14 protein-coding genes are annotated in these 17,738 nt (G+C 70.5%); 10 read left to right on the forward strand and 4 right to left on the reverse strand.

Translation table 11 applies throughout. The features are described from left to right. The first annotated feature begins 2 nt into the window (after positions 1-2). Entirely contained in the window at positions 3-1,409 is a 1,407-nt protein-coding gene (locus ACZ60E_RS37105) for a sensor histidine kinase (RefSeq protein WP_384798738.1), read from the forward strand. Positions 1,410-1,499: 90 nt separating this feature from the next. Here ACZ60E_RS37105 and ACZ60E_RS37110 read toward each other — a convergent pair whose 3' ends face one another. Further along, positions 1,500-2,495 (reverse strand): TAXI family TRAP transporter solute-binding subunit, encoded by a 996-nt coding sequence (locus ACZ60E_RS37110; RefSeq protein ID WP_469446304.1) that lies wholly within the window; start codon positions 2,493-2,495, stop codon positions 1,500-1,502. Between the two features lie 134 nt (positions 2,496-2,629). On the opposite strand from ACZ60E_RS37110, the gene miaB reads away from it, so the two are divergent. Genes miaB through ACZ60E_RS37125 form a run of 3 tightly spaced genes read left to right on the forward strand, consistent with a single transcriptional unit; the run spans position 2,630 to position 5,248 of the window. Beyond that, entirely contained in the window at positions 2,630-4,150 is a 1,521-nt protein-coding gene (gene miaB, locus ACZ60E_RS37115; protein ID WP_469446306.1) for a tRNA (N6-isopentenyl adenosine(37)-C2)-methylthiotransferase MiaB, read from the forward strand. Between the two features lie 35 nt (positions 4,151-4,185). After that, complete coding sequence (locus ACZ60E_RS37120; protein WP_210889269.1) at positions 4,186-4,455, forward strand: hypothetical protein; 270 nt, start codon at positions 4,186-4,188, stop codon at positions 4,453-4,455. A 34-nt stretch (positions 4,456-4,489) separates the two neighbouring features. Then, entirely contained in the window at positions 4,490-5,248 is a 759-nt protein-coding gene (locus tag ACZ60E_RS37125; protein ID WP_469446308.1) for a class III extradiol dioxygenase subunit B-like domain-containing protein, read from the forward strand. 581 nt (positions 5,249-5,829) lie between these two features. Here the strand turns inward: ACZ60E_RS37125 and ACZ60E_RS37130 are convergent. Then, a complete protein-coding gene (locus ACZ60E_RS37130; protein WP_469446310.1) occupies positions 5,830-6,222 on the reverse strand; it encodes a hypothetical protein in 393 nt (130 codons plus the stop codon). Positions 6,223-6,405: 183 nt separating this feature from the next. Between ACZ60E_RS37130 and miaA the strand changes: the two genes are divergently transcribed. From miaA to hflX, 6 genes are all read left to right on the forward strand, one after another. Continuing rightward, a complete protein-coding gene (gene miaA / locus ACZ60E_RS37135; RefSeq protein ID WP_453792564.1) occupies positions 6,406-7,344 on the forward strand; it encodes a tRNA (adenosine(37)-N6)-dimethylallyltransferase MiaA in 939 nt (312 codons plus the stop codon). 108 nt (positions 7,345-7,452) lie between these two features. Further along, positions 7,453-7,974 (forward strand): hypothetical protein, encoded by a 522-nt coding sequence (locus tag ACZ60E_RS37140; RefSeq protein ID WP_384798828.1) that lies wholly within the window; start codon positions 7,453-7,455, stop codon positions 7,972-7,974. A gap of 133 nt (positions 7,975-8,107) precedes the next feature. After that, entirely contained in the window at positions 8,108-8,977 is an 870-nt protein-coding gene (gene dapF / locus ACZ60E_RS37145; protein ID WP_384798719.1) for a diaminopimelate epimerase, read from the forward strand. Between the two features lie 169 nt (positions 8,978-9,146). Continuing rightward, positions 9,147-11,297 (forward strand): RelA/SpoT family protein, encoded by a 2,151-nt coding sequence (locus ACZ60E_RS37150; protein ID WP_469446312.1) that lies wholly within the window; start codon positions 9,147-9,149, stop codon positions 11,295-11,297. A 356-nt stretch (positions 11,298-11,653) separates the two neighbouring features. Next, positions 11,654-13,189 (forward strand): M1 family metallopeptidase, encoded by a 1,536-nt coding sequence (locus tag ACZ60E_RS37155; protein WP_469446314.1) that lies wholly within the window; start codon positions 11,654-11,656, stop codon positions 13,187-13,189. A 227-nt stretch (positions 13,190-13,416) separates the two neighbouring features. Continuing rightward, on the forward strand, positions 13,417-14,910 hold the full coding sequence (hflX, locus tag ACZ60E_RS37160) for a GTPase HflX (protein WP_384798710.1): 1,494 nt from the start codon (positions 13,417-13,419) through the stop codon (positions 14,908-14,910). Between the two features lie 61 nt (positions 14,911-14,971). Here the strand turns inward: hflX and ACZ60E_RS37165 are convergent, their stop codons facing one another. Both ACZ60E_RS37165 and ACZ60E_RS37170 read right to left on the reverse strand, forming a co-directional pair. After that, positions 14,972-16,171, reverse strand: a complete 1,200-nt coding sequence (locus ACZ60E_RS37165; RefSeq protein ID WP_469446316.1) for a trypsin-like serine peptidase — start codon at positions 16,169-16,171, stop codon at positions 14,972-14,974. A gap of 146 nt (positions 16,172-16,317) precedes the next feature. Then, complete coding sequence (locus ACZ60E_RS37170; protein ID WP_469446318.1) at positions 16,318-17,547, reverse strand: trypsin-like serine peptidase; 1,230 nt, start codon at positions 17,545-17,547, stop codon at positions 16,318-16,320. Between the last annotated feature and the right edge of the window lie 191 nt (positions 17,548-17,738).

Below are 17,738 nucleotides of genomic sequence, written 5' to 3' on the forward strand. Positions count from 1 at the left end.
CGGTGCGCACACGCCTTCTTCCGCTGCTCATCGTCCTGATGGCGGCCATCCTGCTCGCCCTGGGCATACCCCTCGCCGCGAGCCTGGCGGCCGCCCAGCAGCAGAAGGTGGTCGTCGACCGCATCGACGACACGGCACGCTTCGCGTCCCTGGCACAGTTCGTGGCCGACCGCCCGGAGGGCTCACGGGTCAGCGCCACCGAACAGCGCGGCGAGACGCTCCGGCAGGAACTCGGCACGTACCAGCGGCTGTACGGGATCAACGCGGGCGTCTTCTACCGCGACGACGACATCATGGCCAACGCGCCCGAGGACTGGACCATCCCCAGGAAGGGCGAGATCCGCGCGGCCTTCGACGAAGCGCTCCAGAGCCGCCGCAGCCACGACCCGGAGCAGGTCTGGCCGTGGCAGCGGGACCGTCTCGTCGTGGCATCCCCCGTCATCAGGGACGGTGACGTCGTCGCGGTCGTGGTCACAGACTCTCCCACCGGACAGATGCGGTCCAGGATCCTGCACGGCTGGCTCGTCATCGGCGCCGGCGAGATCGGCGCGATGCTCCTCGCCCTCGGCGCCGCGCTGCGGCTGACCGGCTGGGTGCTGCGGCCCGTGCGCGTCCTCGACGCCACCACGCACGACATCGCGACGGGCCGCCTGAAGTCCCGGGTCGCCGCCGCCGGCGGACCGCCGGAGCTTCGACGGCTGGCCCGGTCCTTCAACGAGATGGCCGACAACGTCCAGGAGGTACTGGAGCAGCAGCGCGCCTTCGTCGCCGACGCCTCGCACCAGCTGCGCAACCCTCTGTCCGCCCTGCTGCTGCGCATCGAACTGCTCGCGCTGGAACTGCCCGAGGGCAACGAGGAGATCGCTGCCGTCCGTACGGAGGGCAAGCGCCTGGCCCACGTCCTGGACGACCTCCTGGACCTCGCTCTCGCCGAGCACGCCGACGCTGACCTGCGGCTCACCGACATCGGCGAGCTCACCGCCGAACGTGTGGCGTCCTGGTCGCCGGTCGCCGACGACAAGGGCGTGACGCTCGTCGGTACGTGCCCGGCAACGACCGCCTGGGTCGATGCCGTCGCCCTGTCCAGCGCCCTGGACGCGGTCATCGACAACGCACTGAAGTTCACGCCCGAGGGGGAGTCCGTCGAGGTCGCGGTGGCCTCGAACGGTGAGGTCTCGACGATCGTCGTCACCGACCACGGACCCGGTCTGAGCGACGAGGACCTGGCCCGCGTCGGCGACCGCTTCTGGCGCAGCGCGGGCCACCAGAACATCAAGGGCTCAGGACTCGGCCTGTCGATCTCCCGGGCGCTGCTCTCAGCGGGCGGCGGCTCCATCGCATACGCCCACCACGAGCCGCACGGCCTGAAGGTGACCGTGACGGTCCCCCGGACGATGCTCGGGGCCTGAGCGGGCGTACAGGGGCCTCAGAGGGCCTATAGAGGGCCGGCTCCAGCGGGCCGAAGGCGGTGCGCCCAGGAGTCGTCTCCGGTCGAGCGGCTACGGCTTGTTCGAGCGGTAGTAGCGCTGTGCGCCCTCGTGCAGGTCCAGAGGGTCGGTGTAGATGGCGGTCCTGAGGTCCACGCGCTGCGCGGCGTGTACCCGTTTGCCGATGCGGTCGCGGCTGTTGATCACTGTCCTGGTCATTCCCTCGGTGAGCGTCGCGTCCGTCCCGGCGCGCGTCACCAGCAGGTTCGCCACGGCCACCGTCGGTACCGCGACATCGTTGCGGTCCCCGTGATAGGTGTCCGCCGGCATGAGGGCCGACCGGTAGTAGCTGGACCCCGCGCCCGGCTTGTGCAGTTTCGCGACCAGGTCGGCCGGGATCGGGACCAGCTTGATGTCGAACCGCTTGGAGAGCTCGCTCACGGCGCCGGTCGGGAGCCCGCCGGACCAGAAGAACGCGTCGATCTGCTTCGTCTCCAGCATCTCCGGCATCTCCGAGATACCGGCGTACACCGGCTTGACGTCCTTCGGCACGAGGTCGGCCGCCGCCAGCACGTGCTCCGCGATCAGGAGCACCCCGGAGCCCGCCTGCCCCATCGCCACCCTCTTGCCCTTCAGGTCCGCGATGGAGTCCACCGGAGAGTCCTGGGGAACGACCACGTGCACGTAGTCGTCGTACAGCCGCGCGCAGCCGCGCAGCTGGTCCGCGCCGGGTTTGCCGCTGTTCCTGTACTTCTCGACCGCGTCGGCCGCCGCGATGGTGAAGTCGGCCTCTCCGGTCGCCACCCGTTCCACGTTCTCCTGGGAGCCCTCGCTCTGTTCCAGGTCGACCTCCAGGCGCGGCATGTCCTTGGCGAGCGCGTCCTGCAGCAGGTTTCCGTACAGCTGGTACACGCCGGTCCGTGTCCCCGTGCTGAAGACGACCTTTCCGCCCGGCGAGCTCTCGCCCAGCGGCAGCAGCCACCACAGGAGCAGCCCGAAGGCCACGAAGGCGGCGACCGAACCCTGCAGGGCCCGGCGTCGGCCGAGGGGGGAGAGCGCCTGGAACATGCCGCGATCCTGCCAGCTCACCGGCCCGGATGACCAGGGCGGTGCCTACGGAGCGCACGCGGGGCTCCCTGAGGTGGGGCGCACGCGGGACCCATGGGGCGGGGTGCACTCCGGGCACCACCTACCCTTGTCACATGAGCAGCAGTGACCGGAGCCGGGCAGTGGACCTGACCAGAACGTATGAAGTGCGCACTTACGGATGTCAGATGAACGTCCACGACTCCGAGCGGCTGTCCGGGCTGCTGGAGGGCGCCGGTTACGTACGCGCTCCCGAAGGCTCCGACGGTGACGCCGACGTCGTCGTCTTCAACACCTGCGCGGTGCGGGAGAACGCCGACAACCGTCTCTACGGGAACCTCGGCAGGCTCGCGCCGATGAAGACGAAGCGGCCCGGCATGCAGATCGCCGTCGGCGGCTGTCTCGCCCAGAAGGACCGCGACACCATCGTGAAGAGGGCGCCCTGGGTGGACGTCGTCTTCGGGACGCACAACATCGGCAAACTCCCCGTCCTCCTGGAGCGCGCCCGCGTCCAGGAAGAGGCGCAGGTGGAGATCGCCGAGTCGCTGGAGGCGTTCCCGTCGACGCTGCCGACCCGCCGCGAGAGCGCGTACGCGGCCTGGGTGTCCATCTCCGTCGGCTGCAACAACACGTGCACGTTCTGCATCGTCCCGGCGCTGCGAGGCAAGGAGAAGGACCGCAGGACCGGCGACATCCTCGCCGAGATCGAGGCCCTCGTCGGCGAAGGCGTCTCCGAGATCACCCTGCTCGGGCAGAACGTGAACGCCTACGGCTCCGACATCGGCGACCGGCAGGCCTTCAGCAAGCTCCTGCGGGCCTGCGGGAAGATCGACGACCTGGAGCGGGTGCGCTTCACCTCGCCGCACCCGCGCGACTTCACGGACGACGTGATCGCCGCGATGGCCGAGACCCCGAACGTCATGCCGCAGCTCCACATGCCGATGCAGTCCGGTTCGGACACCGTCCTGAAGGCGATGCGCCGCTCGTACCGGCAGGACCGGTTCCTCGGGATCATCGACAAGGTCCGTGCCTCGATCCCGCACGCCGCGATCACCACCGACATCATCGTGGGCTTCCCCGGCGAGACCGAGGAGGACTTCGAGCAGACCCTCCACGCGGTCCGCGAGGCCCGCTTCGCGCAGGCGTTCACGTTCCAGTACTCCAAGCGCCCCGGAACCCCGGCGGCCACCATGGAGGGGCAGATCCCCAAGGAGGTCGTGCAGGAGCGCTACATGCGCCTGTCGGCCCTCCAGGAGGAGATCTCCTGGGACGAGAACAAGAAGCAGGTCGGCCGCACGCTGGAGCTGATGGTCGCGGAGGGCGAGGGCCGCAAGGACGGCGCCACGCACCGCCTCTCCGGCCGCGCCCCCGACAACCGCCTGGTGCACTTCACCAAGCCCGACACCGAGGTCCGCCCCGGGGACGTCGTCACCGTGGAGATCACGTACGCGGCCCCGCACCACCTCCTCGCCGAGGGAGCCACGCTGGACGTGCGCCGCACGCGCGCGGGGGACGCCTGGGAGAAGCGCAACACCGCCGAGGCCGCGAAGCCGGTCGGCGTCATGCTGGGCCTGCCGCAGATCGGCGTCCCGGAGCCGCTGCCGGTGGCCACGGGCAGTGGTTGCGGCCTGGACTGACGGCCTGGCACATTACGGGTGGGAAGGAGCATCACGTGTTGCCCTACAGAGTTGCGTTCACCGAAGAGGCCGCCCAGGTACGTGACAGCCTGCCCGCCGACCGGCGCGACGTGCTGGAGCGCGGCCTGGCCATACTGGTGACCGAGCCGCGGCACAAGCTCTCCCATTCCGTCCGAGGTGACGAGGCCACGCGGGAGATCGCGTTGTCGCGCAACCTGTTCGTCGAGTACGTGATCAGCGACGGCAAACTGGTCGTCCTCGTGCTCACCCTCATCGACCTGACCGACGTGCTGATCGAGGACTGACACCCGGCCGCCGCGCGGGGTTACGCTGCCGATCATGCTTGTCGCCGCCGCCGTGTGCCCCTGTCCGCCCCTGCTCGTGCCCGACGTGGCCGCGGGGGCCGCGCCCGAACTCGACGCCGCACGTGCCGCCTGCACGGACGCCCTGGGGGTACTGGCCGCCGCCCGCCCGGACCGGCTGGTGGTCGTCGGACCCGCCGAGGAGAGCGGGCGCGGGCCGCATCCGGAGGGCTCGCACGGTTCGTTCCGCGGCTTCGGCGTCGACCTCGACGTGCGGCTCGGCGGAAACGGACGCCGGAGCGGAACCGGGGCGCCCGAGAGCCCGGCCGAGCCCTCCTCCACGGCCGTCGGACGAGTGCTGCCGGCCTCCCTGGCGGTCGCCGCCTGGCTGCTCGGCCGTACGGACTGGTCCGGTGCTCCCGTCGAGGGCATCGGCGTGGGGGAACCACTCGCCGCCGAGCGGTGTATCCAGGTCGGGCAGCAGATCGCTGCCGGCCCCGGGAGAGTGGCACTGCTGGTGATGGGCGACTCCAGCGCGTGCCGCACGCTCAAGGCGCCCGGCTATCTGGACGAGCGGGCGGCCGACTTCGACGCGGAGGTCGCACGTGCGCTGGGAACGGCGGACGTGGCCGCCCTGAAGTCCCTGGACGCGGAGCTGGCACACGAACTGAAGGCGTCGGGCCGGGCCCCCTGGCAGGTACTGGCGGGCGCGGCCCAGGACGCGGCCCTGAACGGCACCCTGCTGTACGAGGACGCCCCCTACGGCGTCGGCTACGTGGTCGCGACCTGGTCGTAGCGTCACGGGGTGCGGGGGCGGGTGCGGGTGCGGGGGCGAAGTCAAAAGATTGCGCAGTTCCCCGCGCCCCTGGGGTCCGCCCGCCCATTGAATCTGCAGGCCGGTGGGGGTTGCTCGCGCAGTTCCCCGCGCCCCTAAAAGCGAAAAGACTGCGCGAGGGTTCAGAGGGCAGGGCAGGGCAGGGGACGGGGCTAGGGGCGATCGCGCCGAGCGCCTGCCAGCCCCGCCCCTGCCGGGCCCCTCGGGGGCGCGGGGAACCGTGCGCCCGGCCACGACGGCTCGGCACTGGTAAGAACGACACACGAGCCCCGAGCGCCCACAATGCCGAGCACCTGCCACACCGCGCCCACCCAGCCGCCCCTCAGGGGCGCGGGGAACGGCGCGACCAGCCACAGCGCACCCGCAGTTGAAAGACCCCCCGGCGAGCCCGCACAGTCCGCAGAGCCCCCCGCAGGGGTCAGGCGCCGGTGCGAACACGGCGGACGCCCCGGAGTCACGATCGCTCCGAGGCCGTCCGCCGAAGTGTGGTCGCGCAGAACGCCGAGCGTGACCCCCACGCGCGCGACGAAGGCGTCACGCCGTCACTGACGGGCGTTCTCGCCGACCTCGCTGTCGGCCGCCTTCTCGGCGGACTGCTGCTTGGGGATCTCGACGGCCTCCACCGCGGCCTCGCCGCTCTCGGCGGACTCCGCAGCCGCGCCAGCCGCCACGGACGTGGTCGCGGTCGCGGTCGCGGACACGCTCGAAGAAGCGGCCTCGACCTCGGCGCCCGGCTCGACGAGAGCGGTGTCGGCGTCGGCCTCGACGGCCGCGGCCTCCGCGTCGGCCGAAACCGGCTCAGCCCCCGCTTCCGTCTGCTTCTCCGCCTCGGATCCGGCCTTCAGACCGTCCGTCTGCGCCTCGGTGGCCGACGCCTCCTCAGACCCTTGGGATTCAGACCTCTCTTTGCGAAGAAGCCATGCAAAAACACCCATTTCGTCTCCATACCCTGCTCGTGTGGGCGAAATTCCGCGTCGCCCGGTGCGTCCCATTGCGTCGCCCGGGGTCACCGGTCCTCGAAACCGGCGGCTGGAACCTCGCAACAGGCAACGACCTCGGCCCCGTACCGTCACGTAGCTCGTTCGAGAAGTAGGCCCGAGGTTTGCGAGACTGTGACGGTGAGTAGAGCAGCTCCCGCTCCGCGGGTCATCGCCGTCGTAGGTCCCACCGCGGCCGGTAAGTCCGATCTCGGCGTCCATCTCGCCCGGCGCCTCGGCGGTGAGGTCGTCAACGCAGACTCGATGCAGCTCTACCGGGGGATGGACATCGGCACCGCCAAGCTGACGCCCGAGGAGCGCGGCGGTGTTCCCCACCACCTGTTGGACATCTGGGACGTGACGGTGACGGCGAGCGTCGCCGAGTACCAGCGGCTCGCGCGCATCCGCATTGACGCGCTGCTCGCGGAGGGCCGCTGGCCGATCCTCGTCGGCGGCTCCGGCCTGTACGTCCGGGGTGCCGTCGACAACCTCGAATTCCCCGGTACGGATCCCGAGGTACGGGCCCGTCTGGAGGAGGAGCTCACCCTGCGGGGCTCCGGCGCCCTGCACGCCCGGCTGGCCGTCGCCGACCCCGAGGCCGCCCACGCGATCCTGCCGAGTAACGGCCGCCGTATCGTCCGGGCCCTCGAAGTCATCGAGATCACCGGCAGGCCCTTCACCGCCAACCTCCCGGGCCACGACTCCGTCTACGACACCCTGCAGATCGGTGTCGACGTGGCGCGCCCCGAACTCGACGAGCGCATCGCCCGCCGCGTGGACCGCATGTGGGAGGGCGGCCTCGGCGAGGAAGTGCGCGCACTGGAGGCGCAAGGGTTGCGTGAGGGGCGTACGGCGTCGCGCGCGCTCGGCTACCAGCAGATGCTCACGGCGCTCTCCGGGGAGTGCACCGACGACGAGGCGCGGGCCGAGACCGTACGTGCCACCAAGCGCTTCGCGCGCCGTCAGGATTCCTGGTTCAGACGCGATCCGCGGGTGCATTGGCTCAGTGGGGCCGCGGCGGATCTCACAGAACTTCCGCAGCTTGCGCTGGCGTTGGTCGAACGACCGGTCACAGCCTGATCACGTCCTGGCATCGGGACGCTCCGGCCGTCATCCGGGCCTCTGCGACCGTGCCATCATCGAGCTTCGATCGACCAAGTGGAGTCCGAGTGGGGAGGGCGCGTGGCGATGGAGGCCGGCCCTCGTGACACCGCACCAGGCGCGGAGCAGGACACCGTCACAGGCGGGGTGCACGACACCGCACAGGACCAGCAGGACCCTGACGGGGACAGGCTGAGCCCGGACGGCCCCGACGAGATCATCGGCGGTGTGACCGCGGACGGTCCCGAGCCCGACGAGATGTACCCGGGGCCCGAGGTCGAGGTGGAGCTGCGCCCGCAGCGCCGCATGCGCATCTGGCAGCTCGCTCCCATCGTGAGCCTCGCCGCTCTCGGCTCCCTGATGTTCGCCTTCCCGCTGGCCTTCGACTTCGGCGACAGCGGAGCCATGATCGCCATGCTCGGCCTGCTGCTCTGCTCCTGCGCCGCGGGCTGGGGGATGATGGCCGCCCGCCGCGTGGGTTACACGTGGCCCGGCGTGCCGCAGCGCGGTTCCGGCCGCCGCCCCGACTGGCGCGTCGCGATCGCGTACGCCGTCCTCGTCGCCGCGGTCGTGGTGCTCGCGGTGTGGCGCGTGGCCCGCCTGCGCTGAGGCGCTCAGGGAATCCTCCTGGCCCGTCGTGGCAGGGCATCGCGCCCGCGCTGTCGTCGGCCGGACCGGTCGGCAGGGCTGCCGCGACCGGCAGGCATGCCGGGCTGTCGTACCGACCCCTTACGATCGAGGAATGAGCACGCGGATCGCCTTCCTCAAGGGGCACGGGACCGAGAACGACTTCGTGATCGTCCCGGATCCCGAGAACACCATCGACCTGCCCCCGGCCACCGCCGCGGCCCTGTGCGATCGCCGTGCGGGCATCGGCGGGGACGGCCTGCTGCACGTCGTACGGTCCGCCGCGCACCCGGAGGCGCGCTCGATGGCGGCCGAAGCGGAATGGTTCATGGACTACCGCAACGGCGACGGCTCGATCGCGGAGATGTGCGGCAACGGAGTGCGTGTGTTCGCGCGCTACCTCCAGCGCGCCGGACATGTGGCGGAAGGTGACATCGCGGTCGCCACGCGCGCGGGCGTGAAGACCGTGCACCTCGCCAAGGAGGGCGACATCACCGTCGGCATGGGCAAGGCGGTCCTCCCGGAGGGCGACGTCACCGTGACCGTCGGAGACCGCAGCTGGCCCGCCCGCAACGTGAACATGGGCAACCCCCACGCCGTCGCCTTCGTGGAGGACCTCGACCACGCCGGACATCTGTACGCCCCACCGCCGTTCAGCCCACTGTCCGCGTACCCGGACGGCGTGAACGTCGAGTTCGTCGTCGACCGTGGCCTTCATCACGTTGCTCTGCGTGTCCATGAGCGGGGCTCGGGAGAGACCCGCTCGTGCGGCACGGGCGCGTGCGCCGTGGCCGTCGCCGCCGCACGCAGGGACGGCGTCGACCCCGCGGTGACCGGCACCCCGGCCACATACACCGTCGACGTGCCCGGCGGCCGGCTCGTGATCACCGAGCGGCCCGACGGCGAGATCGAGATGACCGGGCCCGCGGTGATCGTCGCAGAGGGTGAGATCGACACCGAATGGCTCGAAAACACGACCCCCTGAACCTTCGCTCGAATGGGTGATCCGTTTCACGCTCGGCTAGAGGCGGTCAGTCGGGCGTGGTGGGCTCGGTAGCATCAAGGACCGGCCCGGACGGGGGAACGACGCCATCCCCAGAGCCGCGTACGCCATGGGGCGCCCCGTCCGCCGGTCAACGCAGCCGGAGGTGCCCATGAGTGCGGAGGCCACGAACCCCGCGACGCCCGGCCCCATCACGCCCGCGGTACAGCGCAGGCGGGGCCGCCCCCGGATCGACCTGCGGCGCCTGGGACGGGCCGCGCTGCTGGGGCCCGCGGGCCGCGACCGGCTGCCCGACGCGATCGGCCATGTGGTCGAGGCCCACCGGGCCCACCACCCCGACGCCGACCTCGACCCGCTGCGCCGCGCCTATGTCCTCGCCGAGTCCTCCCACCGCGGTCAGATGCGCAAGAGCGGCGAGCCCTACATCACGCACCCGCTCGCCGTGACGCTGATCCTCGCCGAACTGGGCGCGGAGACCACGACGTTGACCGCCTCCCTGCTCCACGACACCGTCGAGGACACGGAAGTGACGCTCGATCAGGTGCGCGCCGAGTTCGGCGAGGAGGTCCGCTATCTCGTCGACGGCGTGACGAAGCTGGAAAAGGTCGACTACGGAGCGGCCGCCGAGCCCGAGACGTTCCGCAAGATGCTCGTCGCCACCGGCAGCGACGTCCGCGTGATGTCGATCAAACTCGCCGACCGGCTGCACAACATGCGCACCCTCGGAGTCATGCGGCCCGAGAAGCAGGAACGCATCGCCAAGGTCACCAGTGACGTCCTCATCCCGCTCGCCGAACGCCTGGGTGTTCAGGCGCTCAAGACCGAGCTTGAGGACCTGGTCTTCGCGATCCTGCGCCCCGAGGAGTACGCCCACACCCGCGAACTCATCGTCGAGAACTCCTCGCGCACCGACGACCCCCTCGCCGAGATCGCCGAAGAGGTGCGCGGAGTACTGCGCGAGGCCGGCCTTCAGGCCGAAGTCCTCATCCGGCCACGGCACTTCGTGTCCGTGCACCGCGTCTCGCGCAAACGCGGTGAGCTGCGCGGCGCCGACTTCGGCCGCCTGCTGGTTCTCGTGAACGAGGACGCCGACTGTTACGGGGTCCTCGGCGAACTGCACACCTGTCTCACCCCGGTGGTCTCGGAGTTCAAGGACTTCATCGCCGTTCCCAAGTTCAACCTGTACCAGTCGCTGCACACGGCCGTGGCCCGCCCCGACGGACAGGTCGCCGAAGTCCTCATCCGTACGCACCAGATGCACAAGGTCGCCGAGGCCGGCGTCATCGCGCTCGGCAATCCCTACGCCTCTCCTGCGGACTCCGTGGATTCCGCGGAGGAGCAGGCCGACGGGGACGGCTCCCGCGCCGCCGACGGTGAGCGTGCCGACCCCACCCGCCCCGGCTGGCTGTCCCGTCTCCTCGACTGGCAGGAGGCCGCGCCGGACCCCGACACGTTCTGGTCCACGCTCCGCGAGGACCTCGCGCAGGACCGGGAGATCACGGTCTTCCGTCCCGACGGAGGCACACTCGGACTGCCCGCGGGCGCCAGCTGTGTGGACGCCGCCTACGCCCAGTACGGGGAGGACGCGCACGCCTGCATCGGCGTACGCGTCAACGGCCGCCTGGCGAGGCTGAGCACGGTTCTGAGCGACGGCGACACCGTTCAGCTGCTCATGGGCCAGGACGCTGCCTCGGAGCCCTCCAGGGAGTGGCTGGAGCACGCGCACACGCCCGTCGCGCGCATCGCCATCACCCGCTGGCTGGCCGCGCACCCGGCGTCCGCCGCACCGTCCGAAGCCCCCGCCGAGACCCGCCGCCCGGCCGCGGACGGGCCCGCCGCACGCCCGGCCGCCGCGGACGTCGTCGCCGACCGGCCCGGCGCGACCGTACGTCTCGCGGGCTGCTGTACGCCCGTACCGCCCGACGGGATCACCGGATTCTCCGTGCGCGGGGGAGTGGTGACCGTGCACCGCGTGGAGTGCGCCGCGGTGGAGCGCATGAAGAGCGTGGGGCGCGCGGAGGTCGAGGTGCGCTGGGGGGACAGCAGCGAATGCCGGGTCACGCTCTTCGCGGAATCCTTCGGGCGGCCCCATCTGCTCGCCGACCTCACCGAAGCGATCGCCCTGGAGGGCGTTGCCATCGTCTCGGCAACCGTCGAACCGCCCAGTCAGCAGCGCGTACGCCATACGTACACGCTTCAGCTTCCTGACGCCGCGCATCTTCCCGCCCTCATGCGGGCGATGCGGAACGTTCCTGGCGTCTTCGATGTCAGCCGGGCGCATCACCAGTCGGCGGCTTCGTAGCTGGCCTTCGCGGCCTTTTACGGCGCCTGCCCTGCGCGGGCGGTCGGGTTGCAGGGTGCGGGTGCGTCGTGGCTGGTCGCGCAGTTCCCCGCGCCCCTAAAGGTGAAAGGCCGCGCTGTCGCCCGCGGCCCTGAAGGTGAACGACTGCGCCTGCCCCCGCGCCCCTGAAGACGAAAGCCCACGCTGTCCTCCGGGGCCCTCCGCGCCTCTGAAGGCAAACCTGGAGGCAAAACGGCATCCCCCGCTCGCCGGTGCCGGGCACCAGAGACTCCCCCAGGGGACGTGAGCGCGGCCGTTCGGGTGGCTTCGGTGCGAGTCGGCATTGCGGGCCACCGGCGCGCTGATAGCCGTGGTCCATGCTGCGCACCCGCACCACCACCCCCCACAGCGCCGGGACGCCGGCCCCCACGGCCCCCCGACAGCGACGGCAGCGGCGGTTCAGTACCGCGCTGCTCGCCTCCGCCGCCTCCGTCTGCCTCATCGCCGCGAGCGCCCCCGCACCGTCACCGCTCGGTATCGGTGACCGTCTCTTCCCCCACCTGGGCAACCCCGGGTACGACGTCACCGCGTACGACCTGGCGTTCACCTACTCCGGAAGCAACACCAAGCCGCTGCCGGCCGTCACCGTCATCGAGGCCCGAACGACGGAATGGCTGGAGCAGTTCAATCTTGACTACTCGCACGGGACAGTGCGATCCGTCGAGGTCGACGGCGAGCCCGCGGAGTTCCGCAGTGCCGGCGAGGACCTGGTCGTCACGCCAGCCGAAACGCTGCCGCCCGGCATCCCGATGCGCGTCACCGTGCACCACGACAGCGACCCGGTCTCCACGAAGGACCAGCAGAGCGGCTGGGTGCAGACGAAGGACGGTCTGGCGATGGCCAACCAGGCCGACGCCGGACACCGCGTCTTCCCCGGCAACGACCATCCTTCGGACAAGGCGATGTTCACCATCCGGGTCACCGTCCCCGACGGCTACACGGCCGTCGCCAACGGACTCCCCGTAGGGGCGACCCGCCGGGCCGCGGGCACCACCTGGACCTACCGCACCGAACACCCCATGGCCACCGAGCTGGCCCAGGTGTCCATCGGCCGCTCCTCCGTAGTGCGCAGAAACGGCCCCGACGGCCTCCCCGTACGCGATGTGGTCCCCACGAAGGACCGCGAGCTCCTGGAGCCGTGGCTCAAGAAGACCCCCGACCAGATCGCCTGGATGCAGGGGAAGGTCGGCGACTACCCCTTCGAGACGTACGGGCTGCTCATCGCCGAGGCGCGTACCGGCTTCGAACTGGAGACGCAGACGCTCTCCCTCTTCGAGCGGGAACTCTTCGCCCGGTCCGAGTACCCGAAGTGGTACGTCGAGTCGATCATGGTGCACGAACTGGCCCACCAGTGGTTCGGCGACAGCGTCTCCCCGCGCACCTGGTCTGACCTGTGGCTCAACGAGGGACACGCCACCTGGTACGAGGCACTCTTCGCCGAGGAGAAGGCCGACCGGCCCATGGAGGCCCGGATGAAGGCCGCCTACCGGTCGTCCGACACCTGGCGCAGGGCAGGCGGCCCGCCCGCCGCCCCGAAGGAGGCCGAGCCCGGCGAGAAGCTCAGCATCTTCCGCCCGAACGTCTACGACGGCAGCGCCCTCGTCCTGTACGCGCTGCGCGAGGAGATCGGCCGCCCGGCCTTCGAGCAGCTGGAGCGCACCTGGGTGAGCACCCACCACGACGGTGTCGCCGACACCGCGGACTTCGAACGTCTGGCCACGGGCATCGCGGACCGCGATCTGAGCGGCTTCTTCAAGGCGTGGCTCTACGCGGAGAAGACGCCGCCCATGCCCGGACACCCGGACTGGAAGAGCGCGGCGCCCGCCGAGAAGGCCGCCAAACGCGCCGGGTGACCCCGGCGCAGCGCGCCCGGCGATTCCCGCACGGCGTGCCCCGTAACCCCCGGGAATTGGAGTGACGAGACGGGGCGTGCCGTGCGAACATCTTCACGTCGGCGACACTTCAGGTCGGCGGCGCGGCCTCGTGGCCCCGGGCGGGAATCTCCCGGCGGCCCCGGGCGTTGAGCTGGTGACGGGCGAGGAGTCCGTCACCCCGGTATCCCCATCGACGTAAGGACCCAATGACCTCCTCTTCTTCCCCTTCCCAGGACACACAGAGCGTTGCGCAGAACCACCCCGACGGTCTTCGGGCCGATGCCCTGATGGAAGAGGACGTCGCCTGGAGCCATGAGATCGACGGAGAGCGGGACGGTGACCAGTTCGACCGCTCCGAGCGTGCGGCCCTGCGCCGCGTCGCGGGCCTCTCCACCGAGCTTGAGGACGTCACCGAGGTCGAGTACCGGCAGCTCCGTCTGGAGCGCGTGGTACTCGTCGGTGTGTGGACCTCGGGGACCGCGACCGACGCGGACAACTCACTGGCCGAGCTGGCCGCCCTCGCGGAGACCGCGGGAGCGCTCGTGCTCGACGGAGTCATCCAGCGCCGGGACAAGCCGGACGCGGCCACGTACATCGGTTCCGGCAAGGCCAACGAGCTGCGGGACATCGTGCTCGAAACCGGCGCGGACACCGTCATCTGCGACGGTGAACTGTCTCCGGGCCAGCTCATCCACCTCGAAGACGTCGTCAAGGTCAAGGTCATCGACCGGACGGCCCTGATCCTCGACATCTTCGCCCAGCACGCCAAGTCCCGTGAGGGCAAGGCGCAGGTGGCTCTCGCGCAGATGCAGTACATGCTGCCGAGGCTCCGCGGCTGGGGTCAGTCGCTGTCCCGTCAGATGGGCGGCGGCTCGGGCGGTGGCCTCGCCACCCGTGGTCCCGGTGAGACCAAGATCGAGACCGACCGGCGTCGTATCCGCGAGAAGATGGCGAAGATGCGCCGGGAGATCGCGGACATGAAGACCGGCCGTGACATCAAGCGCCAGGAGCGCCGCCGGAACAAGGTGCCCTCGGTCGCGATCGCCGGTTACACCAACGCCGGCAAGTCCTCGCTGCTCAACCGCCTCACGGGCGCGGGCGTACTCGTCGAGAACTCACTGTTCGCGACCCTCGACCCGACCGTGCGCCGGGCCGAGACCCCGAGCGGGCGGCTGTACACGCTGGCGGACACCGTCGGCTTCGTACGGCATCTGCCGCACCACCTCGTCGAGGCGTTCCGCTCCACGATGGAGGAGGTCGGCGACTCCGACCTGATCCTGCACGTGGTGGACGGTTCGCACCCGGCGCCGGAGGAGCAGCTGGCCGCCGTGCGTGAGGTCGTCCGTGACGTGGGCGCCACCAAGGTGCCCGAGATCGTGGTGATCAACAAGGCGGACGCGGCCGACCCGCTGGTGCTCCAGCGGCTGATGCGCAACGAGAAGCGCTCCATCGCGGTCTCGGCCCGTACGGGCCAGGGCATCGCGGAGCTGCTCGCGCTCATCGACGTCGAGCTGCCGCACCCCTCGGTCGAGCTGGAGGCCCTCGTGCCCTACACGCTCGGCCGGCTGGTGGCGCGCGCCCACGCCGACGGTGAGGTCCTCTCCGAGGAGCACACCCCGGAGGGCACCCTGCTGAAGGCGCGGGTCCACGAGGAACTGGCGGCGGAGCTCGCTCCGTACGTGCCGGCTCCGGCGGCCTGATCCGCGGAGACACAGCAGAAGGCCCGCCCCACTCGCAGGGGCGGGCCTTCTGGTTCGTCGCCTACTTGGCGCCGTACTCCTTGCTCATGTTGTCGTAGATGGCCTTGGCGCCCTTGCCCAGCTGCGGACCGGCCAGCCAGGTGCTGTCGGACGGGCCGATCGACGTGTTCGAGACGAGCACGGTCTTGCCGTCGACCACGCGGAACCAGCCGCCGCCGGACGAACCACCGGTCATCGTGCACCCGATGCGGTACATGGTCGGCAGCCCCGGGTTGAGCGAGAGCCGCCCCGGCCGGTCGACGCACTTGTGCATGATCAGACCGTCGAAGGGTGCCGCTGCCGGGTAGCCCCAGGCCCCCATCGCGCCCGCGTTCCGTGCGACGGGCGTGGAGAAGTCGACGTTCAGGGCGTTGCCGACGGTCTCCTCAAGCGACTTGGAGCCGGTCTCCGGCTTCACGTGCAGCACCGCGTAGTCGTACGGGGCACCAGATCCGCCCGATTCGGAGCCGCCCTCGATCCACTCGTCGGAGGTCGAGGCCCAGTCCGCCCAGAACTGGCCGTACGGGGCGATCTCCTGCTGCGTGGCGTCGCCCAGCTGGGCCTCGGACTTGCCGAGGTCGTTGTAGGCGGGCACGAAGGCGATATTGCGGTACCAGCCGCCGCCACCGCCGGCGTGCACGCAGTGGCCCGCGGTCCACACGAGGTTGGACTTACCGGGGTTGCGCGGATCCGTGACGACCGTGCCGGAGCAGACCATCGAACCCTCGGGGGAGTCGAAGAAGACCTTCCCGACCGGCGCGGCGTTCTCGTGGTACGGCGTCTTCTCGCGCGTCGCCGTGACCGGGGCGGGCGCCGGGTCGCTGACGCCCTGCTCGGCCGCCGCGTCCTTCGTGGAGATCGTCTTCTCCGGGTCCTCGGCGGATGTCATCCGCTCGGGCTTCCAGAGACCCTCGATCACCGGGTTGACGAAGTCCTGGGCCTCACTGAGCCACTTGTCCTTGTCCCAGTTCTTCCACTCGCCGTCCTTCCAGTCGTCGACATCGATGCCGTGCTCCTTGAGCCTGTCGGCGATGTCGGCCGGAATTTCGATCTTGTCGGAACCGGACGACTCGGAACCCTTGGCGGCCGGCTTGTCGGCGGCCTTGTCGTCCCCCGAGTCGCAGGCGGTGCCGGTGAGGGCCAGGGCCGCGGCGAGTCCGGCGGCGGCGAGGAAGCGGCCCCGCCCGCGACTTTCCGCGAAGGACGGACGTGTGGAACGCATGGTGTTGTTACCCCCGATAGAACGTGTATTTCCGACCTGCGGGTCGAGCACATGCGGATCGGCCACCTGTGACTTCGAGGACGGACGGCGGCCGGGCGGTGCATGTTTCCGTGAGGCCCACCCTGCCGCCGTCCGTCCCCGTGCCGCTACCGCTGTGCCGCGTACTTCTTGCTCACCGCGTCGTAGATCCCCTTGGCCTCTGTGCCCAGGTGCGGACCCGCCAGCCAGCCCGCGGTCACCGGGCCGATCGAGGTGTTGGAGACCAGCGCGGGCTCGCCCTCCGAGCCCGTCGCGACCCAGCCGCCGCCCGAGGAACCGCCGGTCATGGTGCAACCGATGCGGTACATCGTCGGGTTGGACTTGACGAGCGAGAGCCGGCCCGGCTTGTCCGTGCACTGGTACATGGTCTCGCCGTCGAACGGCTTCGCCGCCGGGTAACCGGTCGCGGTGATGTCCCCGACCTCGGACACGGCCGGAGCGTTGAAGTCGACCGGGAGCGCCGAACCGACGGTCTCCTCCAGGGACTTGCCGTCGCCACCCTTCTCCGGCGTCACATGGATGACGGCGAAGTCGTACGAGGCACCCTCGCCGCCCGTCGGGCCGCCCTGCTCGATCCACTGGTCCGAGGTCTGCGCCCAGTTGCCCCACCAGACGCCGTACGGAGCGACCTGCTCCTTGGTGGCGTTCGCGCTCTCGGCCGCCGACATGGCGCTGTCGTTGTAGGAGGGAACAAAGGCGATGTTGCGGTACCAGCCGCCCTTCGCGCCCGCGTGCACGCAGTGGCCGGCCGTCCACACGAGGTTTGACTTGCCCGGGTGGGCCGGGTCCTCGACCACGGTCGCCGAGCAGACCATCGTGCCCTCGGGGGAGTCGAAGAAGACCTTGCCGGCCTCGGGCACGTTCTCGTGGTACGCCGCCGGAACGGCCTGCGCCTCCACCGGCGCCGGCTCGGGGTCGGTCACGCCCTGGTCACCCGAGAGGTCGTTCTCGTCGACACCCTTGCCCTGGTCCGGGTCCTCGGCCTCGCGCATACGGTCCGGGTCCCACAGGTCCGCGATGACCGGGTTGATGTAGTCGCCGGCCTCGCGCAGCCAGTCGTCCTTGTCCCAGTTCTTCCACTCACCGCCCTTCCACTTGTCGATGTCGATGCCGTGCTCTTTGAGCCTGTCCTTGATGTCGTCCGGGATCTGGATCTTGCCGTCACCGGCCGCGGCGGCGGACGTCTCGGCAGCCGCGTCGGCGTCGTTCCCGGCGTCGCAGGCGGTCGTGGTCAGAGCCAGCGCGGTGGCCATGCCAACCGCCGCCAGCACGGGGGAGATTCTGCGGCGCGGGCTCCTCCCTCGAAGGGCGGCGAAGAGCGGGCGTATCGGTCGCATGGTGTGAACTCCCCCTGGAGGTGAACGAACAACTCTGTGCTGCCACATGGGACTTCGTACGGATCCGGAGACCCGTACGTACCCGACGTGGACCGTGGGTGCTGATCAGCGAGGATCGCCGAACGGCACCACAGACTATGCCGTTGCTGTGGGGGACTTCCGACGGACCCGCAACGGTTCCGTCACGGCAA

The organism is Streptomyces sp. NPDC102514, from assembly GCF_055584525.1.